The 26,019-nt window shown below is 30.7% G+C and carries 23 protein-coding genes; 22 read left to right on the plus strand and 1 reads right to left on the minus strand.

Translation table 11 applies throughout. The features are described from left to right. Positions 1 to 151 precede the first annotated feature (151 nt). Positions 152 to 1,411: a serine hydrolase domain-containing protein gene (locus tag ACREV6_RS14455; protein WP_431578745.1), complete on the plus strand. Its 1,260-nt coding sequence runs from the start codon at positions 152 to 154 to the stop codon at positions 1,409 to 1,411. 71 nt (positions 1,412 to 1,482) lie between these two features. Here the strand turns inward: ACREV6_RS14455 and ACREV6_RS14460 are convergent, their stop codons facing one another. Continuing rightward, positions 1,483 to 1,752 (minus strand): CD3324 family protein, encoded by a 270-nt coding sequence (locus ACREV6_RS14460; RefSeq protein ID WP_431578746.1) that lies wholly within the window; start codon positions 1,750 to 1,752, stop codon positions 1,483 to 1,485. A gap of 572 nt (positions 1,753 to 2,324) precedes the next feature. On the opposite strand from ACREV6_RS14460, the gene ACREV6_RS14465 reads away from it, so the two are divergent. From ACREV6_RS14465 to ACREV6_RS14565, 21 genes are all read left to right on the plus strand, one after another. Beyond that, positions 2,325 to 2,645 (plus strand): hypothetical protein, encoded by a 321-nt coding sequence (locus tag ACREV6_RS14465; protein ID WP_431578747.1) that lies wholly within the window; start codon positions 2,325 to 2,327, stop codon positions 2,643 to 2,645. A gap of 800 nt (positions 2,646 to 3,445) precedes the next feature. After that, positions 3,446 to 4,366, plus strand: coding sequence for a GNAT family N-acetyltransferase (locus ACREV6_RS14470; RefSeq protein ID WP_431578748.1), 921 nt, complete (start codon positions 3,446 to 3,448; stop codon positions 4,364 to 4,366). A gap of 30 nt (positions 4,367 to 4,396) precedes the next feature. Beyond that, positions 4,397 to 5,833, plus strand: coding sequence for a serine hydrolase (locus ACREV6_RS14475; RefSeq protein WP_431578749.1), 1,437 nt, complete (start codon positions 4,397 to 4,399; stop codon positions 5,831 to 5,833). A gap of 150 nt (positions 5,834 to 5,983) precedes the next feature. Continuing rightward, on the plus strand, positions 5,984 to 9,073 hold the full coding sequence (locus ACREV6_RS14480; protein WP_431578750.1) for a GNAT family N-acetyltransferase: 3,090 nt from the start codon (positions 5,984 to 5,986) through the stop codon (positions 9,071 to 9,073). 23 nt (positions 9,074 to 9,096) lie between these two features. After that, positions 9,097 to 10,092: a GNAT family N-acetyltransferase gene (locus tag ACREV6_RS14485; RefSeq protein ID WP_431578751.1), complete on the plus strand. Its 996-nt coding sequence runs from the start codon at positions 9,097 to 9,099 to the stop codon at positions 10,090 to 10,092. 64 nt (positions 10,093 to 10,156) lie between these two features. After that, positions 10,157 to 10,726 (plus strand): GNAT family N-acetyltransferase, encoded by a 570-nt coding sequence (locus tag ACREV6_RS14490; protein WP_431578752.1) that lies wholly within the window; start codon positions 10,157 to 10,159, stop codon positions 10,724 to 10,726. Between the two features lie 304 nt (positions 10,727 to 11,030). Continuing rightward, entirely contained in the window at positions 11,031 to 11,537 is a 507-nt protein-coding gene (locus ACREV6_RS14495) for a GNAT family N-acetyltransferase (protein ID WP_431578753.1), read from the plus strand. Positions 11,538 to 11,564: 27 nt separating this feature from the next. Then, on the plus strand, positions 11,565 to 12,782 hold the full coding sequence (locus ACREV6_RS14500) for an alpha/beta hydrolase (RefSeq protein ID WP_431578754.1): 1,218 nt from the start codon (positions 11,565 to 11,567) through the stop codon (positions 12,780 to 12,782). An 88-nt stretch (positions 12,783 to 12,870) separates the two neighbouring features. Beyond that, positions 12,871 to 13,773, plus strand: a complete 903-nt coding sequence (locus ACREV6_RS14505; RefSeq protein ID WP_431578755.1) for a GNAT family N-acetyltransferase — start codon at positions 12,871 to 12,873, stop codon at positions 13,771 to 13,773. 44 nt (positions 13,774 to 13,817) lie between these two features. Continuing rightward, positions 13,818 to 14,732 carry a GNAT family N-acetyltransferase gene (locus ACREV6_RS14510; protein WP_431578756.1) on the plus strand — a complete coding sequence of 305 codons (915 nt, stop codon included), beginning with the start codon at positions 13,818 to 13,820 and terminating at the stop codon, positions 14,730 to 14,732. A gap of 59 nt (positions 14,733 to 14,791) precedes the next feature. Further along, a complete protein-coding gene (locus ACREV6_RS14515) occupies positions 14,792 to 15,727 on the plus strand; it encodes an aminoglycoside phosphotransferase family protein (protein ID WP_431578757.1) in 936 nt (311 codons plus the stop codon). A 56-nt stretch (positions 15,728 to 15,783) separates the two neighbouring features. After that, on the plus strand, positions 15,784 to 16,659 hold the full coding sequence (locus ACREV6_RS14520) for a GNAT family N-acetyltransferase (protein ID WP_431578758.1): 876 nt from the start codon (positions 15,784 to 15,786) through the stop codon (positions 16,657 to 16,659). Positions 16,660 to 16,683: 24 nt separating this feature from the next. After that, complete coding sequence (locus tag ACREV6_RS14525; protein WP_431578759.1) at positions 16,684 to 17,232, plus strand: GNAT family N-acetyltransferase; 549 nt, start codon at positions 16,684 to 16,686, stop codon at positions 17,230 to 17,232. 102 nt (positions 17,233 to 17,334) lie between these two features. Further along, a complete protein-coding gene (locus ACREV6_RS14530; protein WP_431578760.1) occupies positions 17,335 to 18,561 on the plus strand; it encodes an alpha/beta hydrolase in 1,227 nt (408 codons plus the stop codon). A gap of 112 nt (positions 18,562 to 18,673) precedes the next feature. Beyond that, positions 18,674 to 19,732, plus strand: coding sequence for a class I SAM-dependent methyltransferase (locus ACREV6_RS14535; RefSeq protein WP_431578761.1), 1,059 nt, complete (start codon positions 18,674 to 18,676; stop codon positions 19,730 to 19,732). A 23-nt stretch (positions 19,733 to 19,755) separates the two neighbouring features. Then, positions 19,756 to 20,199: a GNAT family N-acetyltransferase gene (locus ACREV6_RS14540; RefSeq protein ID WP_431578762.1), complete on the plus strand. Its 444-nt coding sequence runs from the start codon at positions 19,756 to 19,758 to the stop codon at positions 20,197 to 20,199. A gap of 14 nt (positions 20,200 to 20,213) precedes the next feature. Beyond that, positions 20,214 to 21,032: an alpha/beta fold hydrolase gene (locus ACREV6_RS14545; protein WP_431578763.1), complete on the plus strand. Its 819-nt coding sequence runs from the start codon at positions 20,214 to 20,216 to the stop codon at positions 21,030 to 21,032. Positions 21,033 to 21,058: 26 nt separating this feature from the next. Then, positions 21,059 to 22,126, plus strand: coding sequence for a serine hydrolase domain-containing protein (locus tag ACREV6_RS14550; RefSeq protein ID WP_431578764.1), 1,068 nt, complete (start codon positions 21,059 to 21,061; stop codon positions 22,124 to 22,126). 21 nt (positions 22,127 to 22,147) lie between these two features. Continuing rightward, the gene (locus tag ACREV6_RS14555) at positions 22,148 to 23,062 is read left to right on the plus strand and encodes a GNAT family N-acetyltransferase (protein ID WP_431578765.1); all 915 of its coding nucleotides are present in this window, start codon (positions 22,148 to 22,150) and stop codon (positions 23,060 to 23,062) included. A gap of 18 nt (positions 23,063 to 23,080) precedes the next feature. After that, positions 23,081 to 24,013, plus strand: coding sequence for a GNAT family N-acetyltransferase (locus ACREV6_RS14560; RefSeq protein WP_431578766.1), 933 nt, complete (start codon positions 23,081 to 23,083; stop codon positions 24,011 to 24,013). Positions 24,014 to 24,214: 201 nt separating this feature from the next. After that, a complete protein-coding gene (locus tag ACREV6_RS14565; RefSeq protein ID WP_431578767.1) occupies positions 24,215 to 25,972 on the plus strand; it encodes an ABC transporter ATP-binding protein in 1,758 nt (585 codons plus the stop codon). Positions 25,973 to 26,019 lie beyond the last annotated feature (47 nt).

Genomic DNA, 26,019 nt, shown 5'->3' on the forward strand with positions numbered 1-26,019 from the left:
TAATTGTTTCTTCTGCAATTTAGCAATTTTCATTATGATGATAGGATTGGTGTAAAGAATAATATAGAAATATACTTTCTCTTTTATTACAAAAATTATAATGTTAAAATTATATATAAGACAATTCAAGCTTACAAAAGGGGGTAACGTAATGAAAGACAAAGATGTAAAAAATCAAATAAATGAATACCTAGAATTATATACAAAATTATGGGCCTTTAGTGGTTCTATCGCTGCTATAAAGGATGGGGAAGTACTGTTTAAGAAAGATTACGGATACGCTAACATTGAATACAAGGTTAAAAATATTACAGAGACTAAATATAAAATATGGTCAATTACAAAACAGTTTACGGCTGTAGCTATTCTAATGCTGGAGGAAAGGGGATTATTAAGGGTAGAAGATAGTTTGAAAAAATATTTTCCTGATTGGGTTGATCTAAACCCAAAAATTACTATCCATCACTTATTAACTCATACCTCTGGAGTTTTTAACTACTCAAACCTGCCAGACTCCCATAAAACTTTTCAGAGGATGTACCATAAAAAATCTGATTTAATTAAAATGTTTGTAAGTAGGCCATTGGATTTTGAACCTGGTACACAATACAATTACAGCAATACAGGATATTACTTTCTGGGAATGTTAATTGAAAAATTATCAGGAAAGACCTACAGTGAATTTTTAACTGAAAAGATTTTTCTACCGCTAGGCATGTTTAATACAGGGGTAGATGATGAGAAAAAAATAATTGAAAATAAAGCATCAGGCTATTATCTAAATGGCGATCATCTGATACACTGCGAAAATATCAATATGAATTTGATATTTTCTTCCGGGGCTATGTATTCAACAACTCAGGATTTATTGACATGGAACCAGGCCTTAAATAGTGATAAGTTATTAAGCAGAAAGTCTATTGAAAAAATGAATAGCCCATATATGAATAACTATGGCTATGGTGTTGAAATAAATATGAATGGCAATAGAAGAGTTGTTAAACATAATGGTGGATGTGAAGGTTTTTTAACTGAAATACATAGATATGTAGATGATGGGTTTGCTGTTGTAGTTTTGAGTAATTATGGATTTACAGCTGTAAATAAATTATGTAGTGTAATTGCTTCCATAGCTTTTGGGGAAGAGTATGAGATGCCTGTAAAGCCTGAGGTGTTTCCTTTGAGTGATAACACATTGGAAAGCTATTTAGGGGTGTACGAAGAAGATGACAGCAAACTAGAGCTGAAAAAAGAAAAGGATGGTATATTTTTAATTATTGATGATGAATATATTTTGCCTACTTATCCAATTAGCGAGAATGTTTTACACCATACATGGATAGATGAAGAATATACTTTTACAAAGGATGATGATGGGCAAGTATATCTTTGGGGCATTAAGAAGAAATAGCCGCGGACATTCACAAGAAAAAACTCCTATTTATATAAATGGGAGTTTTTTCTTGTGAAACGTCGTTAAATTTATGCGGTTTTTGCATATATAATCTTCTTAATGCTACATACTGATAGAAAAAAATCGTCAGCTAAAACATTAATTGTATATCCTTCTTCGTATTTACTGCGTATAGCATCATTTCTTTTTTGTATATATGCCCTATTACCTGAATTCTCTCCCCACTTTTTTCTTTTTTGTGGCTCGGATGGAATATATACATATTGACCTTGAATATATTTTTGAATTTCTTTAACTAAATTATCTGGTAAAATTGTTTTAGCTTTTACATAGTTCATAAACTCAGCTCCTTAAATATATTTTAAATTTAAGAAGGCAAAGCCTGTATTATATGCAATATAACTATTAATGGTGATTAAATCTTTGTCTCTGTGCAAAACATCACCAAATCCATATATATACAGACTTCGCACAGAGTTTTTTATTATTTACACAATCTTTAGATAAAATACATAGCATATTATTCACCCCCACCTAAGTTCATATTCTATATTAACATTTAAATTGATTATTTTCAATAATTTACTATTTCAATATATATGGTTAAATCATGGTTTGAAGTTAAATAAATTTTATGGAAAAAATGTGTTAATCTACCATTTTACCTTAGAATATATTTCTGTTAAAATAATATTATATATTGAAATTAATTTATAAGTAATTTAGTGATTTAAATTGGATAGTGTTTATAATACAATAATGATTTTTACTTTAAAAAACAACTTGAAATACTGTCAATTGCCAACTACCCTAAACCCTAAAGGGATAATGGTTTTAGTCTTAAATATATAAATATAGTGTAGTAATTAAAGATAAGACCAAATGAAATAAGTAAAAAGGAGTTGATATAATGAATAATGAAGATAAAATATTAAAGATATTAGGACAGATGCAAGGCGATATGCAAAATATGCAAGGTGATATGCAATTAGTCAAAATTCAGCTTAAAGAACATGGTGAAATGCTTAATTCACTAAAAGTCGCTGCAGAATTTCACAAAGCGGATATAGATAATTTAACGCATCAAGTTGTAAATATGTCTGGTGAAGTTAAGGCTGAAATAAAAGAAACTAATTTGAAAATAGATACAATTGCTAAAGACTTAAATTTTGTAGAACTTGCTACAGGAAAGAATATAACAGATATTGCATATCTAAAAGGTGCAAAATAATAAATGATATATGAAGACACTTATGTAGGTGTCTTTTTTTATTTTGAACAAGATCATTAATATACAGTACCCAAGGTAATAATTTAACAGAAAGTTCAGAAAATTATATTTATAAAAAGGTTGACTAATGGGAAAATGTACAATATAATCAATATATCGACAATTTAACAAAGTCGATATATTTAAAAAATTACTGTGAAAGGGGAACTAAAGAATGATTATTATGTTGTTACAATTATAATAAATTTAAAATCTAATAATAAAATCATAGCAGAAATACTATAGGTATAAGTGTTTTTATAGACCCTATATTTTAGGTTTATTTGAAATACTCAAAATATATAGTAATCTATAATATTAAAAATTATATTTTTTAATAGTTTAGGTTTATTTGCTGTAGATTTTAGGATTTTAATTATATTGATTGAACAACATCAATTACAATTCTTTGATTTTCATTAACATTACAGTAAGTTATAAAAGTGCTAGGAAATATGTTTTTACTTTAATACTAGATTTATAAAAAGTAATTATATTTTAGCGTTATCTTACTTAATAATAATTTGAAATTAGAGCTGTGTTGTTTTTGACAACACAGCTTTTTATTTTAAATAAATATATATGTTAGATATTTATCCATAGTTAAAATATTTGGATGAAATCATATATAATAATGAAATTTCGGCACTTTAGGTGACTGGTTAAAAGGATGTAGATGAATGTAGGTTCATCTGCATCTTTATTTTTTAAAAAAAGGGACAGTTAAGAAATAATAAAGATTACTGGAAGGAGAGAGAAAGATGACAATAATGCATAGACGGTATAGTGGGTATGAGGATTTTACAAAAATGTGTGAATTTTTAGAGGAGTGTGTATCAATAACAGGACCAAAGTTTTATATGAATTTAGGGTTCTTTGAGTTTCAATGGGTTTCTGATTTTTCTTCGGAAAATTACATTGGTGGGCTAGATGAAATGTTTAAAGATGTAAATCTTTGGTTTGAGGATAATAAACTTATAGGTGGATTTTGGCCATGTGGAAGTGAAATTAATATGTTTATACATCCTAACAAAAAAAGCTTATTTAATGAAATGGTTGATGTTGCAGAAATTACAGTAAAAGATACTATCACTGAAAATGATCAAGATGAGAATATTCAATGGGAGATTTTTGATGGTGATGTTGAGCTGGAAGAGGTTTTGAAAGAAAAAGGGTATTGCAAAAATGAAGAATACAGACCACATCGTGTATTTGAGTACAATGGATCAATAGAAATTCCAAAGCTGCCTGAAGGTTATTATATAAAGACTTTAAAAGAGATTCCTGATAAAGATAGACTGTTTGAAATTTACAGAAGGTGCCTAGGAATGAACAAAAACGAGACTTATTTAGAGAATATTACTAAAACATCTACATATAGAAATGAGCTAGATGTTGTGGTGATGGGACCAGACCATAAAGTGGCTGCCTTTTGTAGTGGTCAATATGATAAGAAAAATAAAATGGCAAGCTTTGAAGCAGTAGCATGTTTTTTTGACCATAGAAAAAGAGGATTAAGCAAGGCTATGATGCTTACTGCATTAAAAAATGCACAAGATTTAGGGGCAGAAAGAGCAACAATACAAACAAGCTGGCAAAAAGGATATCCAGCTCCAAATAGATTATATGAATCAGTAGGTTTTGAATTGGTTGGCAATTTGTACTTTTGGGAAAAAAAATAACGACATTTAAGAAATAATAAAGGGGCGATTATGATGGAAATTAAAAATCAAATAGTAAAAAACTTAGATAAGGTACTTAATGAATATACGGTAAAAAACTATATTCCAGGCCTGGCAGTAGGTGTGGTTTATGATAATGAAGTTATTTATACAAAAGGCTTTGGCGTGAAAAATATTGAGACTAAAGAGAAAGTTGATGAATACTCACTATTTCACATGGCATCAGTATCAAAGACTTTCGTAGTTACAGGAATAATGCAGTTAGTGGAGCAAGGTAAAATTAAGTTAGACTCACACTTGATAGAATATTTACCTTATTTTGAGCTTAAAGATGATAGATACAAGAAAATTACAATTCGGCAGATGTTAAGTCATATTTCAGGTATGCCAGATGAAGAGGACTATGAATGGGATAAGCCACAATATGATGCAGGGGCATTAGAAAGATATGTTAGAAGCTTAAAAGATAAAGAATTAATGTGGGAACCAGGAGAAAAATTTGCTTACAGCAATATTGCTTTTGAAATATTAGGAGATGTTATTGCAAAGGTTTCTGGAGTATCTTTTGAAGATTATATGAAAGAAAATATTTTAGATGTACTTAAAATGAAAGAAAGTAACTTTTTAAAGCCATTAGTTTCAAAAGAACTACTTACATCACCTCATATTCTAGGCATTGAAAATCCCTATGGAGCTAAGGTAAGTGAAGTTTTTCCTTATAATCGCGCACATGGTCCAAGCTCTACCCTATGCTCTAATGTAGTAGAACTGTGTAATTATGCAATTGCTAATATGAATGAAGGAAGATTTGAAAAAACTAAGATATTAGAAGCTAATAGTTATGAAGAACTTTGGAAACAGCAGGCAGTTACAGGGTGGGGTGGATATACTTCACAAATTGGATTGGCATGGTTCTTAGGCGAATATAAAGGAAATAAGGTTAGGTCTCATAATGGTGGAGATACAGGGTTTAGAAGTAATTTGATAACTTTACCTGAGAGAGGAATAGCAATTGCTATTATGGCAAATTCAGATTATATGTCTTTAAATAACCTATGCACAAATATTTTGGATATAGTATTAGGAGATAAAATTGAAGCTATAAAGGAATCCTTTGCACACTATATTGCAAAAAGAATGATTAACGATGGTTATGAAATGGCAGTTAAAGAATATTACGAAATAAAAGAAAATTCTATGGGCAAGTATTTTGTTAATGAGGGTGAGTTAAATATACTTGCTTATGCACTATTAGAATATAACAATATTAAGGCTATTGATTTACTGAAAATTTCAATTATAGTATTCCCAGAATCATCTAATCTTTATGATAGTTTGGGAGAAATATATTTAATTAATGGTGATAAGGATTTAGCTTTAGAAAGTTATAAGAAATCAGTAGAGTTAGATCCTAAGAATATAAGAGGGAAGAAAATATTAGAAAAATTAATCAGCGAGAATAAATAACCGGGGACGGTTAACAACTTTATTGTGTTTTCAATTAAGGAGCGGTCTTAAAAGCAAAAAAAATGTAAATAAGTATAATAAGTTGTTAACCGTCCCCACTGGAAACAGCACTGAAAACAGGGAAATATAATAGAATGGGGGCAGATAAAAATGGAAGATTTAAAATTAGTCCAATACAATAATTCTTATGCAAAAGCTATTGCAGATATGTGGAGAAAAAGTTCAGAAGGATGGAACGGAAATTGGGCCACGGAAACAGAGGAAAGTGTTTTAAAATCACATGAAAGCAGCACAGATATAAACACTTATTTAGCAGTTAAGGGGGAGGAAATAGTAGGATATTGTGGACTATCAAAATATGAGTATGATGATAATACGCTTTATGTAAGACTTTTAAATGTAAGATACGACCTTCACGGTACGGGAATTGGAAGAACCTTAGTATGTAAATCTATAGAAAGAACTATAGAACTTGCATGGCCAAGAATTGACCTTTATACATGGCCAGGTAATACAAAATCACTTCCACTTTATAAAAGATGTGGTTTCTTTTTAGAAAAAAGAGATGATTCAACACATTTAATGAATTTTATACCGGGAGTAGTAAATGGGTTAGCATTTAAAGAGTATTTTGAAAATGTTCATTGGTACAAGGACTTAAAAAGAACTATAAATATGGAGCCAGATGGCATAGAGGAAAATGGGCTTATTTATTATGAGTACCTCTGGGAAAAAGAAGGAAAAGTCTTAAGAGTACAGTTTGAAAATAAAAGTCGTGGCATTACATTAATTGAATGCTCGGATTATCTAATAAAGGCTAATATGGATGATCAAAAGCTTATATTAGGTGGGAAGTATAAGATTAAATATGAAGTTATTAATAAATCTAAAAAGCCTTTGAATATTAAAGTAAAGGGTAGAGATGATAAAAATATAAAATATTCCTTTAGTGCAGAAGTTGAAGTAATAGATAAAGAAATTATTGAAGGTGAATTTTTAGTTAATGAACCTGAAAAAAAGGTTGGTCAATTTAATACTTATCCATCAGTAGTATCGGAGATCTTAATAAATGATAAGAAAGTAGAATTTAAAATAGGTGTAGATGCTCAGTATCCAGGGAGTTTATCACTAAAGGTTCCAAGAAAAGAATGTTATAAAAACATAAATTCAGTTATGTATTTAGATATAAAAAATAATTATAAACAAGCTGTTACCTTTGAATTAGAGCTTGTGGAAAATAAGGATATTAAATTTATAAATAAAAGTTTAAGTATCCCTATGGAGGCCAGTGAAAGAAAATCTGTTAAGCTCCAGTATGTTTTAAATAACTTTAATTTCTATAACGAAGTAGTTAAGGTAAAAGCAAAGCTTGAAAATGGAAGTGAAGTAGTATTTAAAAAAGAATTAACATCAGCATTAAAAGGTAAAGAGGGAAGATTTGGTGGAAAAACAGAGGATTTCTATATAGCTGCAAATGGAGTGTATTCAGCAAAGCTAAACGAAGAAAATAAAATATCGATACAAGCATTTGGAATACAGGATAGAAATGGTAATATATGCTATCCGATTCTAGGAAGACCTTTTTCAGAAGAATTTTCAAATGCAAGTCCGAGGGAAATAAAACATTATGAGGAAAATGAAAAAATGGTATTAAAAACCACCTTTGTATCTGAAACTTATAAAAATATAAGGATAGAGTCTATATTAAAACTTTCTCAAAATGGAATAGCAGAGCATCATTATGAAGTTTATAATGATGGAATGGATGAAACGGCCAGTGAAATTTGTTTATCTCAAAATTTATTTATGAAACTTACTAAGGCTATTTTGCCACTAAAAGGTAAGTTTATTGAAATTACAGATTCTAGCGCTGAATGGATAGAAGATTTTAATTTAGATGATTTAACAGAAAACTGGATATATGCAAGAAATACTGGAGAGAGCCTGGGATTATGCTGGAATAGCGAGCTGAAAGCTAAATCAAACGGGTGGGAGATAGTATTTGAACATGAGTTTGGGAAAATGAAAGCTAAAGAGAAAAGGGTTACAAAACCTGTATTTATGGCATTAGATACTTTTAAAGATTGGAAGGCTTTTAGAAATTTTGCTTTAGAGAAAAGTGATACAAATAATTTAGTCCTAAGCAATTCGCTTGGAATGATGGTTAATGATGGTAATCCTTTTGTTAAAGAAAATTTCACCGTTAAAATTTCTCAGTATGAAGCTTGTTGTTTAGATGGTGAATATTCTATAAGCTCTAAAAATAAGAACTTTGAGAAAATAAGTAATAGCGTAAGTAAGGAAGATAAAAATTTTGAAACAGAATTTAAACCTTCTTTAAGCAAGGCTATCGATAGGGATATTTTAAATTTAGAAATAGATACTGACAATATTTATTCAGAAGAAAATAAGATGATATTTAAAATTAAAAATGATTTATGTGAATCAAAAATACTTGAAGAGCAAGGCCATAGAGTATACTCCGCATGCAACGGTGTTATGGAAATTAAAGCATGCCATACTTTCAGTCATGTACTATATTCTTTAAAATACAATAATCATGAATGGCTTGAAAATTCTTTTCCAACACCAAGACCAAAATCATGGTTTAATCCATGGTTTGGAGGAATAGGTACACTTCCAGAAGATTTAAGCTTTAGATCAGTTTTAGAAGAAAATATACAGGCTGATTTTGTGACCATTGAAGATAATTTTAAAAATAAATGGCAAGGTATTAAAATAAAACTTCATGTAAAAAACAATGAGTACTATAAAGGCTTAGATGTAAATCAATATTATTTGATGTTACCTGGAGTACCGGTATTATGCCATACAGCAGAAATAGTTCAAAATACAGGCAAGCTTATGAATTATGAATCATTTGAAGGTTTTTCCTTCTTTAATTTTGATGAAAACCCTAAAAATAATTGGATAAAATTAAAGAATTTAAAGGGAACCTTTGACAAATACAAAGTAGGTGGAGAAGGTATGGACATTTTAGCAACCTCTTCACTATTATATGGAACTAACAATCTAAAAGATAAGATACAACTTTATTCAAACCAGGATGAATCAAGAAACTATGGATTTGTAAATCTAAATGACACTGCAGCTTTAAGTTTAAGACATATAACACTAGAAGATGGGTCGGTAAGGTTTACGTCACCAGACTTTTATATATTTACTGAGGAGTATATAGATGATGAACTTTTAAAGGATTTAAGGAATATTAAATTTTAGGGATATAAATGGAGGGTAATAATATGTACACAAAAACTGAAATTCTACAAATTGCGAAAGAACAGTTAGCGCTGGACTATAATTGCCAAGTATCTGATTTTGAAAAGTGGTCAAAAGAAACAACAAAATATAATCTAGGTGAGGAGTTCGCATTGGAAAGAGTAGAGTACACAGAGTTTTCTAAATATCATTCGGTTTATCATGGATTACAAAAGGCTAATGGATGGTTTAAAAAAAGCTTTGATATGATGCGTTCTGTAGTTTGTAAGGATGATGATTACTTTTGGATAATTAAAGATTGTGTAAAAGTTGGAGGAATTTTCATACAACCTAACCACATAGGCGAATTATTTGTTATACCACCTTATTCAGATGAATATAAGTTATTAAAAAAAGTTAAAGAAATTTTAGTTTATTGGTCAGATAGGAATAAAAATATAGAAGTGTCTGTAGTTGAATTATCACAGATAGATATATATGAAAAAATAGGTTTTATAAAAGGTGAGAGTGGTCGCTGGATGATAAGACCAACAGAAGAATTTAAAGTTACTTGGGAGAGAGATTTTAATATTGTTATTCCTAAGGAAGAGAACAAATTAGAAATGGCAGAATTAATATTTCAAGCATTTCAAAATGATGTCGGCTTAAATTCCACATATAGTGTAGAAGAGCGTGTTTCTTGGATTGAAGATTATTTTAAAGATAATTCTCAGATAGAAGTTTTAAATAAAGCTTCTACACTTATATATAATAAGAAAACTAAAGAATTAGTAGGCGTTTGCTTAATATCTTTATGGCAGGAATGGCCACTAGTATGGGAAATAGCTGTTAATCCGAGCTATGCAGGGAAAGGACTTGGGACTAAAATGCTTAAAAAAGCATTATCAGTTTTACAAGAAGAATATCCAGTGCTTAGGTTGTATGTAACTGTAGGGAATAAAGCTGAAAATGTATATCATAACTTGGGATTTTTAAAGGGGCTTGAGTTAGTGGATATGAAACTTATACCAGATAATTAATAGAAAAAAGATTTATTTACAAAGAAGTAATGAATTAAAGGTAAAAATAGAGGAGGAAAATAGTATGAAATATTTAAAAAAATTAATAGGTGAAAAATGTTACCTGGCACAAATGGTTTATGATGATTATGAAAAATTTGCAGAATGGTTTACAGACATGAATACAGCTATTGGGCTGGGAGATGCAGCAGGCAATTATTCTATAGAAAGTACTAAAGAATTTTTCGGAAAACACTATAGTAGCCAAGCTAATCATTTTTCAATAGTTGATTTAAAAGAAGATAAGCTAATTGGGTTTTGCTGGCTTAAAGAAGTATGCGCTATAGATAGATCAACGGAATTAGCTATTTTAATAGGTGATGAGAACTTCAGATGTAAAGGTTATGGGGTTGAAACAATGCAGCTTATTGTAGATTATTGTTTTAATATATTAAACCTCCATAATGTGATGGTGGTGGTTTATTCTCATAATGATAAAGCAATACAAATGTATAATAAAGTTGGCTTCAAGGAATTTGGAAGAAGACGTGAATCTCATTTTATAGGTGGAAAAGCTTATGATGAAGTGTATATGGATATTTTACCTAAAGATTATAAAGGAAAATCAATTACTGATGTATATTTTTTAGTATAAAGTTTTATGGCTCCAGTTTCAATTAAGGGGATTAATGATAAAAATATAAAATGTTCTTTAAAGGTACTCAGTATATTCATTAAACAACGGCATTATAGAAATAAAAGCAGCACCTTCATTTTCAAATACCTTACATTCAGTTATATATTCACTGAGGATTATATAGAAGCTGATCTTATAAAAAATTTAAAAAATATTAAGTTTTAACAACATTTCAGGAGGAATTTAAATCTCATCCTGTTCAAAAAACAAAAATGATGCCCAAACAAATGATTTTAAAGGTGGAAATAGAGGAGAAATTAGAATGAATATAAGTATAAAAGAATTGCAACAAGATTTATTTATGGATACAGCAAAAATGATAACTGAGCTTATTAATTATCATAGAAAATTAACTAATGCACCAAAAGAGTTTTGGATAAGTGATGAAGAATCAGTTGAAACACTTAGGGAATGGCAGGGAACAGGGAAAGTTTATAGTGTTTTTAAAGATGAAATATCAGTAGGCTTTTTCTATGTAAGATTTGGGGGTAATAATGCTGCGTGGTTAGAGGATTTTTATATTTCAGAGGAATTTAGAGGGCAAGGCATCGGCAAGAAGGCTATGGCAGCCTTAGATGAACTTATGAGAGAAAAAGAGATAATAGCAATGTTTGTTGATGTTATTCCTAGAAATACAGGAGCTATTAAACTATATAGGGAATGTGGCTTTGATCATTTAAATATGATTCAGCTTAGAAAAAATTATGATGTGAGATTAAACAAACAAGAGGATGTAGATGTATTGGGATTTCAGTTTAAGAAGTATTAGAAAATTGTTGAGGGAGGAATATTTAATATGCAAAAAACATCATTAAAAAGTAAAATAATTATGCAATTAGAAGAAAAAATTCAACATGGAAATAATAAAGTAATGGACGAATTTTTATGTGAAATAGAGCATAATGGTACTCCATTAATAGAAAAATTAGAGGGCGATTTTGAAAATGACTTAGTTACTTTTATCTATAATGCAGATGAAGAACTTGAAAATATAGTATTTATGCCACCAGTTGGAGAGGATAACTTATTAGAAAATAAAATGCAAAAGCTTCTTGAAACAAATTTATGGTATATAACTTATAAAGTGCGAAGTAACATACGGTTTACATATGCTTTCTCTGTTAATGACTCATTGGAGGTTAATTGTGAAAAAAGATGGGACAGCCTAATGTATGATAGATTTAATAAAAATCGATTAGTTTTTAAAGGTGAAGATGGAGAAGAAGATGAAATAAGGTCTTACGTTGTAATGCCAAATGAAGAGGAACATTTTTGGGCTAAAGAAAGAAATGATATTTCTAAAGGAACTATATATGAGCATCAATTTCATAGTGAAAATTTAGAAAAAAATCGAAGAATTAGAATTTATACACCTTATGGTTATGAAAAAACTAATGAACCTTATGGATTTTTAGTTTTAACTGATGGTGATGAATACATTAATCTTCTTTCAGGTACAAAAATATTAGACAATCTAATAGCTGATAAAAAAATACCACCTATAGTTGCAATATTTATTGATTCAACTGAAACAAGAAGAGAGGAGTTAAAGTGCAATGATGAGTTTGTAAATATTATAGCTAAAGAAATAATACCCTGGGCTCGTGATAATTATAATATTTCTAGTAAAGGTGATGAATGTGTAATTGGAGGATATAGTTTAGGTGGATTAACAGCATTATATTTAGGATTAAAACATTCTGAAATTTTTGGGAATGTACTTTCTGAGTCAGGGTCTTGTTGGTATAAGCCAGAGAATTATAAAGATGATGAAATAGATTGTTGGTTAGGTAATGAATTTAAAGTAATAGATAAACTACCTCTTAAGTTTTACTTAAATGTAGGAGTTCTTGAGGATAAAGAAACAATGATTGATACACATATTATTTTTAAAGATATATTAACAGAAAAGGGATATAAGGTAGATTTTGAGTATTTTAATAGTGGACATGATTTCTTATGCTGGGGTGAAACTTTAGCTAATGGATTAATTTCATTGATTGGACTGAAATAACCTATGAGAAGAGTAAATAACATAATGATTTTTATTAGAAAATAAATAATAGAGTAGCAAGGTGATGATTTAAAGGAGAATATAAATTATGAAATATGATTCATGTAAATATACACATACAGATAATGAGCTAAAAGAAATGCAAAATTTATTAATTGATAGTTATTTCCAAAATAGTGCGCCTATTAATTGGTTTTTTAGCCGATTTCAGAATTGGCACTATGCACACAATTTTAATAGATCTGAAGAGGATATAAAAGTATTATCAGACAAGGTAAGATTGTGGCGTAGCAATAATGGGCAATTAGTTGGGTTTTGTATTTCAGAATATGGAGAAGAGGAATTTCACATTCAAGTGGACCCTAATTATAGAGAAGTGGAAAAAGATATTATTCAATGGATAAATGAAAGACATACAGGAAATCGGACAACCTTTGCATTAGAGGAAGATACTTATAGAATTGAGAACTTAAAATCCGCTGGGTTTCACTATAAGTGTCATTCGAAAAACATTTATGCATATGACATGTGGCGAGCATTACCAAATGCACAGTTAAAACAAGGGTTTCGAATGAGTTCCTTATCTGAATTAAAAGATTTTGATACATTTTTCACAGCTAAAGATGCTGCGTTTCCGCATGCGGGCTCTAGTAAACAACGGTTTAAAACTAAGTCGCAGGCACCGGGGTATTACTATGATTGGAATATTATCATAATAACAGCAGAGGAACAATGTGCTTCATTTTGCACGGTATGGCCTGACTGGAAAAATAAGATGGCAGAAATTGATCCTGTTGGAACGCATCCTGATTTCCAAGGTAAAGGATTAGCTAAAGCAATGTTAAGTAAGGTGTTTTTAAAATTGAAGGATTCGGGAATTGATATAGTTTATATAGATACTGGAGCAGAGCCCTTTACTGCAAACTTTTTATATAAATCATTAGATCCTGTTAATAAATATAAGGTTTTAACTTTTATAAAAGAGGATTAGCAAATTAAATCAAGTAAGTAAAAAATATAATTGGAGGCAAGTTCATGAATATAAGTTTTAAAAAATATGAAGCAAATGATTTTCTAAGAGTAAGAGATTTTTTAGTGGATACATTTAAAACTATTGGAAAAGGTCGTAATTGGACAATTGAGCGTTGGAACTTCTCAAAATCTATGGCTAGAATAATGAATGAAGTTTCTATTGAAAAATGGGAAAGTACAATTGGTATTTGGGAGCAAAATAGAAAGATAATATCGGTTGTAAGTGCTGAAGGCGAAGGAAGTGGAGAAGCCTTCTTTCATATTGGTATGAAGGAATTTCCACAGGGGATTTTAGAAGAAATGTTTGAGTTTACTGAAGAAAATCTTACTCTTGAGAAAGATAAAAAAAGCATTGTGCAGTTACGAATAGCAAATGGGTATAAGCAAGGGGAAGACTTAGCTTTAAGTAGAGGATATATAAAAACAAAAAATTATGAAACTACTTCAGCATTCCATATTGATGGCTCTATAGATATAAATTTACCAAATGGGTTTTCAATAAAAAATGGACATGAAGTAAGTGATGTGGAAAAGGGAAAAGCTCATGCAAGGGCTTTTGGTTATGTAAATACTAATTATGAGAATATATCACCTCTCGGCTATGAAGCATTAAGACAAACTCCTAACTATAGAGTAGATTTAGATTTATATGTTGTATCTGAAGCTAATGAGATAGTTGCTTTTTGTACAATGTGGTATGACAATATAAACAAAATAGGTATACTTGAGCCAGTTGGAACTATTCCAGAGTTTAGAAAAATAGGACTTGGGCGTGCTGTTATTAGAGAAGCAACAAATAGGATTGCTAAAGAGGGCGCTGAAACAGTATATGTTGGCTCTGATCAGAAATTTTATTTAGCAATTGGTTTTAAAGAAGAATACAAGAACAATATATGGGAAAAATCTGTATCGCTTTGATTTAAGGTATTTAAGTAAAGTAATATGTTAACGGAAACTAAGTTAGGAGATGAGAGGAAGTGGATATATTAAATTATTCAGATGGACATATCAAAGAAATAATATCTAAATTACTAAATGAGAATATAGAAGTAGTACCAATAGGAAATCATGAACTTCAAAGACACCTTGTTTATATCGTTAAAAATGAAAGTGGAATAATAGGAGTAGTTAAGCTTTATTACAAAAAAAATAGATGGAATAGGGAAGTGGCTTCGTTAAGGTTTCTTGAAGAAAGTGATGTTAAAGCACCTAAAATCTTAAAGCTAGGCAAACTTTGCGGTGGTACAGAGTGGCTTTTTATGGAGCATATAGAGGGTGAAGTATTTGCCAAAGTTAAAGATGTTATGAGTGAAGATAATGCAAAAGAAATATACGAAACAATGGGAGAAGAGCTAGGTAAAATACATAGATTAAAGACCTTTGATTTTTTTGGTAATTGGGATGAAAATGGAAAAAGCATAGATAATATAAAAGATTTTTCTAGGCTTTTTAGAAAAAATGTTGATGCAGTTTTGAAGGAGCTCTTTGACCAACATTTAGAGGAAGAACCACTTCAAAGACAATGTGCAGAAATTTTAAAGGGAAAATTAAACTTAGTAGATGATGTTAAAGTGTCATACCTTCATAATGGAGATTTTGGAGAGAGAAATATTCTTGTTAAGAAAGTAGATAATAAGTGGGAACTTTCAGCGCTAATTGATTTTGAGCATTGTGTTCCATATGATAGAGATTCAGAAATAATTGATTGCTACTATAAGTTATTAGATGAAAATCAAAAATTTGCAGAAGCTTTCAAACTGGGATATGAAAAGTACATGAAGTTTAGTGATGATTTAGAAAAGAAAAGGCAATTATATGAACTTTATGGAGGACTTAGTATATGCAGTTGGGCTAAAATACAGGCACCTGATTATTACTGGGAGGGTATAAATATACTTAAGAGATATTCATAATGGGATTACAATTAGTAATTGCTCAGTGATTATAAGAGCTAGTAGGAGGGGTTCATATGATAAAAATAAATACAATAAAAAACAATGGAATATATAAACTGGCAGAATTTGTATCATTTATGAATTCTAAAGAAAATCATAATATAGGATATTGTGAAAAAACAAAAGAAGAAGTACTTAATGCTTTATACGAAGACTTTGAAGAGGGGACTATTGAAAAATATTTTGTTGGTGCATATGATGGTGAAAAGCTTATAGGGGTGCTGGGGATAGATGTAGATGAGGAAAAGAACTATGGAGAATTATGGGGACCTTTTGTAGATGAATTATATAGTGAAGAAAATGTTTGGAGTAAACTATGGCTATTTTTAAAAGAAAATATATTAAATTGCTGTGGTAGTTTTGGAGTGTTTTGCAATAGTAAAAACATTCAATGTATAGAATTTGCCAAGGAATATGGATTTAGAAATACTGGTGAACACTTTATTATGAGGCTTAGTAGAGATGAATTTAAAGAAATCTTCGATGTGAAAGATTTTGAACTTACTTCAGAGTACTATAATGAATTCAAGTTACTTCATGATGAAAATTTTCCTAACACTTATTATTCCGGAAGTGATATTTTAAGTCGCATTAATGATCATAGAAAGGTGTTTTTTATAAAAGATAATGAGGAATTGATAGGATATATTTATGCAGAGGTTGAACCAGAGTTTGGTGAAAGCTGTATTGAATTTTTCGGAGTTAGAGAAGATATGAGAGGTAAAGGACTAGGAAGTAAATTAATAAGAGTAGCAATCAATTGGATTTTTTCTTTTGAAGAGATACACAATATTAAGTTATGTGTCAGTTTTGAAAATCTACAAGCAATTAAGTTATACAGTAAGGTAGGCTTTGAAGAGGAGTGTAAGATGGTATTTTATAAGTACTGAATTTATACAGGAAGGTGAGATTGTATGAACTATAGATTATTACAAAAAGATGAACTAAAATTTTTAACTGAAATTGACAGAAAAGAAATCATTGAAGAAGTCTATTATTTTAAAAACCATAAACTTGAACTAGTAAAAGAATTTTATGATATTCAAGGATGGGATTTGGAAGAGCTTAACAGTTTTATTAATAGATTAGATGAGATATATGATAGAAAAGGCACAATTTATGGCGCCTTTGATAAAGGTAAAATAGTAGGACTAGCAGCTTTAGAAAGTGGATTTATGGGTGAAAATAAAGATAAAATTAAGTTGGATATGTTGTACATAAGTACAAGCTATCGTAAAAAAGGTATTGGTAAAAAGTTGATGTGTTTATCAATGGGAAAAGCAAGGGTATTAGGTGCTAAAATATTGTATATTTCGGCCACTCCAACTAGAAAGACAGTAGAATTCTACTTGGCAATGGGTGCAAGGGTAACGGATGAAATAGACAAGGAACTTTACGAATTAGAACCATATGACATACATATGGAATTAAATTTATGTGGTAGTCTGCAGAATTTCATTTAACAGTGAGAGATTATGAAAATAATTTTTAGGGTTAATTAGGTTATATTGAAAAGCAATAATTTAAAATTGAGAATTATATTAATAACAAGGGGTTGATTAATAATGGGGAACAGTAAAATAGTAAGTCTGATATTAAGGGTATTACATGATGATTTACAAGGTGGAAGAGAAGAAGCATTAGAAGTGTTTTGGGAAAATATTGAGAAAAATGGATCACCTTTAATTGAAAAAATTGAGGGCGATGATGAAAACTATATGGTTACATTACTTTGGAAAGCAACGGGGCCTATAGATAATGTATGCGCAATTGGTGAAATGTTTGGTTATGATGAAGAAAATAACAAATTTGAGCAATTATTAGATACTAATTTATGGTATAGGACATGGAGGAGAAGAGGAGATGCTCAGTCAGTATATTTTTTTGTAGTTAAAGAACGTGAAGGGCAGGAATGGGATGATTGTGATTTTAGAGTGGATCCACATAATCCCAATAAATATGTATGTATTGAGGATGAAAAATATCCTGATGAATGTTATTTGATATCTAAGGAGGAGTCTTATGTTAGTCTACCTGAATTTAAAGAGAGTATATGGACAATTGAGAAAGAAGACGTACCTAAAGGTAAGCTAGAACTATTTAATGATTTTGAAAGCAAGATTTTAAATAATAAAAGAAGAGTATGGGTTTATACGCCAGCAGCTTATAGTAACAATGAAGAGCCTTATGGATTAGCAATATTTACAGATGGATGGGAATATGTTCATATATCTAAAGCACCAATAGTTATTGATAATCTAATTGCAGAGGGAAAAATTCCGCCTATGTGTGCTGTATTTATTGAAACTCAGGAAGAGAGAGAGATAGAGCTTACTTGTTCAGATAAATTTGTTGATTTAATTACAAAGGAGATACTTCCTTGGATGCATGAAAAATATAACATCACAAAGGATAGAGAAAAAAATGTAATCGTTGGTTTCAGTTATGGGGGACTTACTGCTAATTATACAGCATTAAAACATCCGGAAATTTTTGCAAAGGTATTTTGTCATTCTGGGGGCCTTTATTGGAAAGCAGAAGGTGACGAAAACGAAAGAGGTCTTATACTTAGAGAATATGAAAAGAAAGAAAGGCTTCCACTTGATTTTTATGTTACTTTTGGTGAATTTGAAAAGGAAGCAGAGAAACATTATAAGGCTAATCTAGAGTTTGTAAAAATATTAGAGCGTAAAGGCTATAATTTTAAATATGAGGAATTTATGGGTGGACATACCTATATGGATGTAAAGATTAACCTAGCTAAGGGTCTTATGCATTTGTTAGGCATATAGAAATATGTATATTAAAATTAAGTAGGTGTAATGCCTACTTTGGATATTCTAGTTAAAGAATTTATACTTTATGTCCATATAAACCTGAGATTCTTAAGGAGGAGAGATAGGAATGGCAATAGAAAATGGAGTTAAAGGAGTAATTTTAACAGAAAATAAAGATGAATGTTATGAGGAGCAAAAAGAGATAATGAATACATCGAAAGAGGGTAGGCTAAAGTGTGAAATTGTAGATAAAGATAAATTTGGACATTGCATCCCTGAGGATTTAGATAAGAAAATTGATGAGGCGTTAGAGTATATTTTTAGTTACAAAAAGGAGAGATTATTTATGGAAAACAAAAACATAGAAATTAAGAAGAATATAACGGATTTATTCAACAAGGTATCAGCAGTTTTTGATAGTAGTGGGCCAAGAATTTTTGCATACTTTGGAGAGCGGTTGGTCCAACTTGCGGGTGTAGTGGAAGGTGAAAAAGTACTGGATGTTGCATCAGGAAAAGGAGCTTCTCTTTTTTTAGCAGCAGAGAAAGTTTGCGAGAATGGAAAAGTTATAGGTATTGATATAGCAGAAGGAATGGTTAATGAAACTAATTTGGAAATTCAAAAACGAGGTATTAAGAATACAAAAGTAGTAGTAATGGACGCTGAAAACTTAGATTTTAACAGCGGAACTTTTGATCATATACTATGTGGATTTGGAGTGTTTTTCTTTCCGGATTATAAAATTGCCTTCAATGAATTCATGAGAGTTCTAAAAAATGGTGGCAGATTTTCATTCACTACCTTTTTAAGAAAAGAAGATGAAAAATTTATGTGGTTAGATGATTTAGTCCAAAAATATTTGCCAGAATGTGAGGATGAACTAGATGAATATCAAGAGGAGGAGAGCCCTGAATTTCATACAGAAGAAGGCTTATATAAAATTTTAAAGGGCGCTGGATTTAAAAACATGCAAGTTATAAGTGAAGAAAAAGATTTCATATATAAAGATGAACAAGAATGGTGGGACAAACTTTGGACTCATGGCTATATAAAGGTATTAGAAATGATACCAGAAGATAGGATGGGAGACTTTAAAACAGAAGTTTTTGAAAGGCTTAGAGAAATTAAAGAAGCGGAAGGGATAGTTGCTACGATGTCCGTTTTATATGCTTTTGGGGAAAAATAATTTTGTAATGGGGGATAATTATTATGAATATTAGATTTGAACCAGTAACCAAAGGGAATTATAGAGAATGTATTGAAATGCCAAAACTAGAGCATGTTGCAAGCAATATGTTTTCTATTGTACAAGCATATGTACTTGATAGAACATATCCCTTTTGTATTTTTAACGAAGACAAAATGATTGGGTTTGTAATGTATAAAATTATTTATGATGATGAAGAAGATATTGATATATTTTGCATGAATAGGTTATATATTGCTGAAGAATATCAAAATAAAGGTTACGGAAGAGTAGCAGTAAATAAATTGTTGCAGATGATAAAAGAAAAGCATAGCTCAGAGGAAATTTATACAAGTACTCATCATGAAAATCATAGAGCTCTCCATTTATATGAAAGTATAGGTTTTAAAAGAAATGGAGAAATGGATGATGATGAGGTAGTGCTTGTATACAGATTTAGGAAATAGGAGGAGGAAGAATAATGGAATGTAAGATAAAAAATCTATCTATAAACTATGAAATAGTAGGTAATGGAAAACCAATTGTTATGCTACATGGTTATTATGTAGACCACAGATTAATGGCTGGATGTATGGAACCTGTATTTAGTGATAAAGAGGGTTATAAAAGAATATATTTTGATTTGCCAGGTATGGGAAAATCAGAGAGTGCGGAATGGATTAAGGGCTCTGATGATATGCTTGATATTGTAATTAGTTTTATTGAAAAAACCATCCCAAATGAAAATTTTCTAATTGCGGGTCAATCATATGGCGGATATCTGACAAGAGGAGTAATTAACAAAATGGCAGATAGGGTAGATGGCATTTTATTAATTTGTCCACTTATAATACCAAATTATGAGAAGCGAAGTGTTGAAGAGCATGTTGTTTTAGTAAAAGACAATGAGTTATTATCTAGGCTAACAGCAGAGGAGGCTGAAGATTTTAATTCTTCATTCGTGGTTCAAAGCCAAAGAATCTATGAAAGAAATAAAAATGAAGGACTGTGTGGTTTTGAAATTGCAGATGAAGAATTTTTGCAAAACCTTCAACAAAGTGGATATGCGTTATCATTCGATGTAGATAAGTTAAATAAAAAGTTTGATAAACCTACTCTTATATTGTTAGGAAAACAAGACGATTGCGTGGGTTATAAGGACGCATGGAGTATACTAGAAAACTTTCCGAGAGCAACTTTCGCTATATTGGATGGAGCAGGACATTGTTTGCAGCTAGAACAGGAGAAATTATTTAACTCATTAATTAATGACTGGCTTGTAAGAATTGATGAGTTATAATATTTGCAGAATGGAGGAGAGTTACTATGGATATACAAGAACAAATAAAAGAAATTTTTAATAAATATGCAAAAGAGAATAACTTTTCTGGTGCAGCACTGGTTAAAAAAGGAGCGTTAACTCTATTTCATGAGGCATATGGAGATGCGCATAAGGGATTTAAAATTAAGAATACAATTACAACAAAATTTGATACTGCGTCTATTACTAAGTTGTTTACTACAGTTGGAATACTTCAATTAATTGATAAAGATTTAATATCCTTTGAAGATAAGGTATTAGATATTTTAGATATCAAAGACACTAATATATCAAAAGAGGTTAATATCTATCATCTTCTAACGCATACTTCTGGAATTGGGGATGATGCAGATGAAGAAGCAGGAGAAGAGTATGAAGATATTTGGAAGGAAAAGCCAAACTATTCTGTAAGAGAAACAGTTGATTTTCTACCACAATTTATTAATAAAGAACCTAATTTCGAACCAGGAAAGGGTTGTAGGTACAATAATGTTGCCTTTGTTTTATTGGGACTCGTTATTGAAAAGGTTACTGGTCAGAAGTACCGAGAATATATAAAAGAAAATGTTTTTGAAAAAATAGATATGAAGAATACTGGCTTCTATAGTATGGATGGGGTAAATGAAAATGTTGCAGAGGGGTATGCAGAAACATGCAATGAAAAAGATGAAGTTATTGGCTGGAGAAAAAATATATATGCATATCCACCAATAGGATCACCAGATAGTGGAGCTTTCACAACGGTTGCAGACTTAGATTTGTTTGTGCGCCAGCTTTACAATGGTAGGGTATTGTCTAAAGTAATGACAGTGGATTTATTCACACCAAAAGTAGTGCATACAAAGTATGAAAAAATAACACATATGATGGGCTATGGCTATGAATTCATTGTTAGCAATGATAACAATGAAATGATATATATAACTAAAGATGGTTGTAACCCTGGGGTGGCATGTAAATTTAATTATTATCCTTCCATAGATACAACACTTGTAGTTCTTGCAAATCAAGATTGTAATGTTTGGGATTTAGCTGGGGAAGTTCAAGAACTATTAATAGGGAAGATAAATTAGATTAAGCAAGGAGGAAATAAAATGACAATAAGTTATAGAAAATACAAAGATAAAGAGGATTTAATAAAAATAAGAGAATTTCTAATTGAAAGTATATCGGTTACAGGACCAAAGTTTTATTGTAACATAGGAAATTTTGAATATTGTTCGTTACTAGATTTACCACAAGGAAAAGGTTTAGAAAGTATAGATGAGGCACTTAAGAATATTTATTTATGGTTTGAAGATGAGAAGCTTTTAGGGGGAATATCGCCAGACGGAGACTCATTGGAGTTTCTTATTAATCCTAATATAGGAGTTCCATTTCAGCAAATGATTGATATTGGGGAAATGGCTTTAAGAGAATCTATTGAAGGATATGAGCAAATTGAGTGGTGGGTTTATGATGGAGATATTGAAATAGAGAAGATTTTAATTGAAAAGGGATATTGTAACAGTGGAGAATATAGACCCCATCGTGTCTTTGACCATAGTGTTCCGGTGGAAATACCAGTGCTGCCAGAGGGATATTACATAAAGAATTTATCAGAGGTTTCTGATAAAAGCAGTTTAATTTATATTTATAGGAATTGTCTAGGAATGCCTGTAGATGAAAAAACCCTAGAAAATTTTACTGAGAATGCTACTTACAGAAATGAATTGGATGTTGCAGTTATGGCACCAGACCATACTGTAGCTGCATTTTGTAGTGGGACATATGATGAGAAGAATAAAATGGCAAGTTTTGAAGCTGTGGCATGTCATTACAATCATAGATGTAAAGGATTAACTAAAGTAATAATGCGTTATGCATTACAAAAAGCTAGAGAGCTGGGAGCTGAAAAGTCAACAGTTCAAACAAGCGATCCAAAGAGACATCTAGCTCCAAATAAACTATACGAATCAGTAGGGTTTAAATTAGTTGGTAATATAAATTTCTGGAGAAAGAAAATATAAATTAAGGAGTTTTTCGAGATGAAATACAACCAGTGGTCTAAAGAAATTAATGTATATGAGTTATCAGAAGGATATAGTATTCATAAAGCAGAGTGGAAAGAATTTTCTATTCACTTTGCAACATATGAAATTTTCAGTATAAATGTATGGTTTAGACAGAGCTTTGATATGTATTGTTCAGTTTTAAAAGATTGCGATATTTGCTATTGGATTAAAAAAGATGGTCACAGAATGGGGGGGGTATTACTTGAACCAAATTATATGAACTGTTTATTTTTAGAACCACCATATAACCAATATGATGAGGTATTAAATGAATTAAGAAATATTTTGATATGTTGGTCTGATGAAAGTAAAAAGATTATTGTAGGTGGAGTAAAACCACAGGAAATTAAATATTATCAAAGAGCAGGGTTTAGAACGGGAAAAGCACGTAGATGTATGATTAGACCCACTGAAGAATTCAATATTAATTGGAGTGATGAATACCAAATAGTCTTGCCAACCGTAGAGCGTGAAATGGAAATAGTAAAGTTATTTAATGAAGCATTTCAAGGTGGAGTTGGTGATGATGGTAATTCAACGATTGATAAGCAACAAGAATCAGTAAAATATTATCTGAATGATAATTTGCAAAATAACTTAGTAAACAAGGCATCTACACTAATATATTATAAAAAAACTAATGAATTAGTAGGAGCATGTCTAATATCTATATGGGAAGAATGGCCTAATGTGTATGATATTGCAGTAAAGCCATCATTTCAAGGAAATGGACTTGCTAGAAATATGATTAAGAAGGCGTTGACAGTACTAAAAGAACAACATACTGTACTTAGATTATTTGTAACATTAGGAAATGATGCGGAAATGAGTTATCATAAGTTGGGATTTTTAGCAGGGGTAGAAACAACTGAGATGTTTTTAGTGGAAAAAGAATCGGTGTGCTAAGGTGAAATGAGAAATTAAATTAAATTAGAAATATGACTAGGGATGAAACAGTACGTTTAGGAAGTTTAGAGCTCGGCAAGGAAGGAATCTTACTTGTGGAGGTTTAGATTATTTGGTAAAAATTACACCCCTGGGGTGTAGTTAACCATAGTTCAATAAGTTGTTAACTGTCCCCAGGAAACCCAAGAAAGGAGAATTAAAATGGATACACCATTTAAACAATATATAAAATTATTATGGAAATTTTTAAAGCCACAAAAGTTTAGAGTATTTTTGCTTACCTTAATTTTAGGTAGCAGCGTGGCACTTCAATTAGTTAATCCTCAGATTCTACGTTATTTTATAGATGCAGCTACGGAAGGAAAGTCGGCTAAAATGTTAACTATAGCTGCTCTTATATTTATAGGTGCAGCATTAATTCAGCAGGTGCTTGCCGTTATAGCAACCTATGTAAGTCAAAATGTAGGGTGGACAGCTACTAATGCATTAAGGGCAGAACTCGTGGAGCATTGTATTAATTTAGATATGAGCTTTCATAAAAGCCATCAGCCAGGAGAAATTATTGAAAGAGTAGATGGAGATGTTACGGCATTATTTAATTTCTTTTCAAAATTCATGATAAATGTTTTAACCAATGGGGTATTGGTTATAGGTATATTAATTCTTTTATTTAGAGAAGATTTTAGAGTGGGTATAAGTTTATCTATTTTTGCTTTTGCTGCTATGTATACTCTTTGGAAAATTCAAGCGAATTCTGTGGACAAATGGGTTAAGGATAGAGAAACTGGTGCTAAGTTTTATGGTTTTCTAGGAGAAGAGATTGGAAACACAGAGGATGTTCGCTCGAGTGGTGCTGAAGAGTATGTTATGTATAAATTTTATAAGCACATAAGAAATTGGCTTTTAATTACGAAAAAAGCTAAATTAAGATATTACCTTATGTGGGCAAGTACCTTAGGTATTTTTGCTATAGGAAATATTATTGCTTTTGGTGTAGGAGGGTACCTTTGGACTAAAGGGATAATTACTATTGGAACAGTTTATTTGATTTTTAATTATACTGAATCCTTAAGTAAGCCTATTGAAGAAATAAGAACTCAGCTTGAGGATTTACAAAAAGCTGGAGCAAGTGTAGCTCGGGTTCAAGAGCTTTTAAATATGAAATCAAAGATAGTGGATGGTACTGAAAAGCTATTTAGCGATGGAGCAATATCTGTTGAAGCTAAGAATATCTCCTTTGAATATGAAGAGGGGGTTCCAGTATTAAATGATGTTTCTTTTAATATTCCTAAAGGAAAGGTTCTTGGAGTTTTAGGACGTACAGGTAGTGGAAAGTCAACTCTAGCTCGTATGCTAGCAAGACTTTATGATCCAGATACTGGTGATATTTATTTTGAAGGTAAAAAATTAAATACAGTATCACTAAAGGAACTGAGGCGTAACACAGCTTTTGTAACACAAGATGTTCAACTTTTTAATGCTACAGTTAGGGATAATTTAACCTTCTTTAATCCAAATATTAAAGATGAAGAAATACTAGTTACACTTCACGATATAGGACTACAAGAATGGTATAATTCATTGCCTAATGGACTAGACACTATTCTAGATGCTGGTGGAGGGGGATTATCAACTGGAGAAGCGCAGTTACTTGCTTTTGTTAGAGTTTTTCTAAAAAATCCAAGCCTTGTTATACTAGATGAAGCCTCATCTAGGCTAGATCCTATAACAGAACAATTAATTGAAAGAGCTTTAAATAAGCTTTTAGAAGATAGAACCTGTATTATTATAGCTCATCGTTTATGGACAGTTCAGAGAGCTGATGATATTTTGATTTTAGAAAATGGAAGAGTTATAGAATATGGTAATAGGGAAAAATTATTAAGGGATAAAGAATCTAAATTTTTCAATTTACTTCAAAAAAGTATGGAAGATGTGGAAGAATCCATAATTGCGTAGAAGAATAGTTGAGAAATTAGAATTAATTTTAGAATATAAGGAATACG

It is taken from the genome of Clostridium sp. (assembly GCF_050717515.1).
Taxonomy (GTDB): Bacteria; Bacillota; Clostridia; order Clostridiales; family Clostridiaceae; genus Clostridium_AD.

Bases quoted from the DNA above. Each gene is read 5' to 3' on its own strand.
- ACREV6_RS14455 (WP_431578745.1), top strand. From the start codon at position 152: ATGAAAGACAAAGATGTAAAAAATCAAATAAATGAATACCTAGAATTA.
- ACREV6_RS14460 (WP_431578746.1), bottom strand. From the start codon at position 1,752: ATGAACTATGTAAAAGCTAAAACAATTTTACCAGATAATTTAGTTAAA.
- ACREV6_RS14465 (WP_431578747.1), top strand. From the start codon at position 2,325: ATGAATAATGAAGATAAAATATTAAAGATATTAGGACAGATGCAAGGC.
- ACREV6_RS14470 (WP_431578748.1), top strand. From the start codon at position 3,446: ATGACAATAATGCATAGACGGTATAGTGGGTATGAGGATTTTACAAAA.
- ACREV6_RS14475 (WP_431578749.1), top strand. From the start codon at position 4,397: ATGATGGAAATTAAAAATCAAATAGTAAAAAACTTAGATAAGGTACTT.
- ACREV6_RS14480 (WP_431578750.1), top strand. From the start codon at position 5,984: ATGGAAGATTTAAAATTAGTCCAATACAATAATTCTTATGCAAAAGCT.
- ACREV6_RS14485 (WP_431578751.1), top strand. From the start codon at position 9,097: ATGTACACAAAAACTGAAATTCTACAAATTGCGAAAGAACAGTTAGCG.
- ACREV6_RS14490 (WP_431578752.1), top strand. From the start codon at position 10,157: ATGAAATATTTAAAAAAATTAATAGGTGAAAAATGTTACCTGGCACAA.
- ACREV6_RS14495 (WP_431578753.1), top strand. From the start codon at position 11,031: ATGAATATAAGTATAAAAGAATTGCAACAAGATTTATTTATGGATACA.
- ACREV6_RS14500 (WP_431578754.1), top strand. From the start codon at position 11,565: ATGCAAAAAACATCATTAAAAAGTAAAATAATTATGCAATTAGAAGAA.
- ACREV6_RS14505 (WP_431578755.1), top strand. From the start codon at position 12,871: ATGAAATATGATTCATGTAAATATACACATACAGATAATGAGCTAAAA.
- ACREV6_RS14510 (WP_431578756.1), top strand. From the start codon at position 13,818: ATGAATATAAGTTTTAAAAAATATGAAGCAAATGATTTTCTAAGAGTA.
- ACREV6_RS14520 (WP_431578758.1), top strand. From the start codon at position 15,784: ATGATAAAAATAAATACAATAAAAAACAATGGAATATATAAACTGGCA.
- ACREV6_RS14525 (WP_431578759.1), top strand. From the start codon at position 16,684: ATGAACTATAGATTATTACAAAAAGATGAACTAAAATTTTTAACTGAA.
- ACREV6_RS14530 (WP_431578760.1), top strand. From the start codon at position 17,335: ATGGGGAACAGTAAAATAGTAAGTCTGATATTAAGGGTATTACATGAT.
- ACREV6_RS14535 (WP_431578761.1), top strand. From the start codon at position 18,674: ATGGCAATAGAAAATGGAGTTAAAGGAGTAATTTTAACAGAAAATAAA.
- ACREV6_RS14540 (WP_431578762.1), top strand. From the start codon at position 19,756: ATGAATATTAGATTTGAACCAGTAACCAAAGGGAATTATAGAGAATGT.
- ACREV6_RS14545 (WP_431578763.1), top strand. From the start codon at position 20,214: ATGGAATGTAAGATAAAAAATCTATCTATAAACTATGAAATAGTAGGT.
- ACREV6_RS14550 (WP_431578764.1), top strand. From the start codon at position 21,059: ATGGATATACAAGAACAAATAAAAGAAATTTTTAATAAATATGCAAAA.
- ACREV6_RS14555 (WP_431578765.1), top strand. From the start codon at position 22,148: ATGACAATAAGTTATAGAAAATACAAAGATAAAGAGGATTTAATAAAA.
- ACREV6_RS14560 (WP_431578766.1), top strand. From the start codon at position 23,081: ATGAAATACAACCAGTGGTCTAAAGAAATTAATGTATATGAGTTATCA.
- ACREV6_RS14565 (WP_431578767.1), top strand. From the start codon at position 24,215: ATGGATACACCATTTAAACAATATATAAAATTATTATGGAAATTTTTA.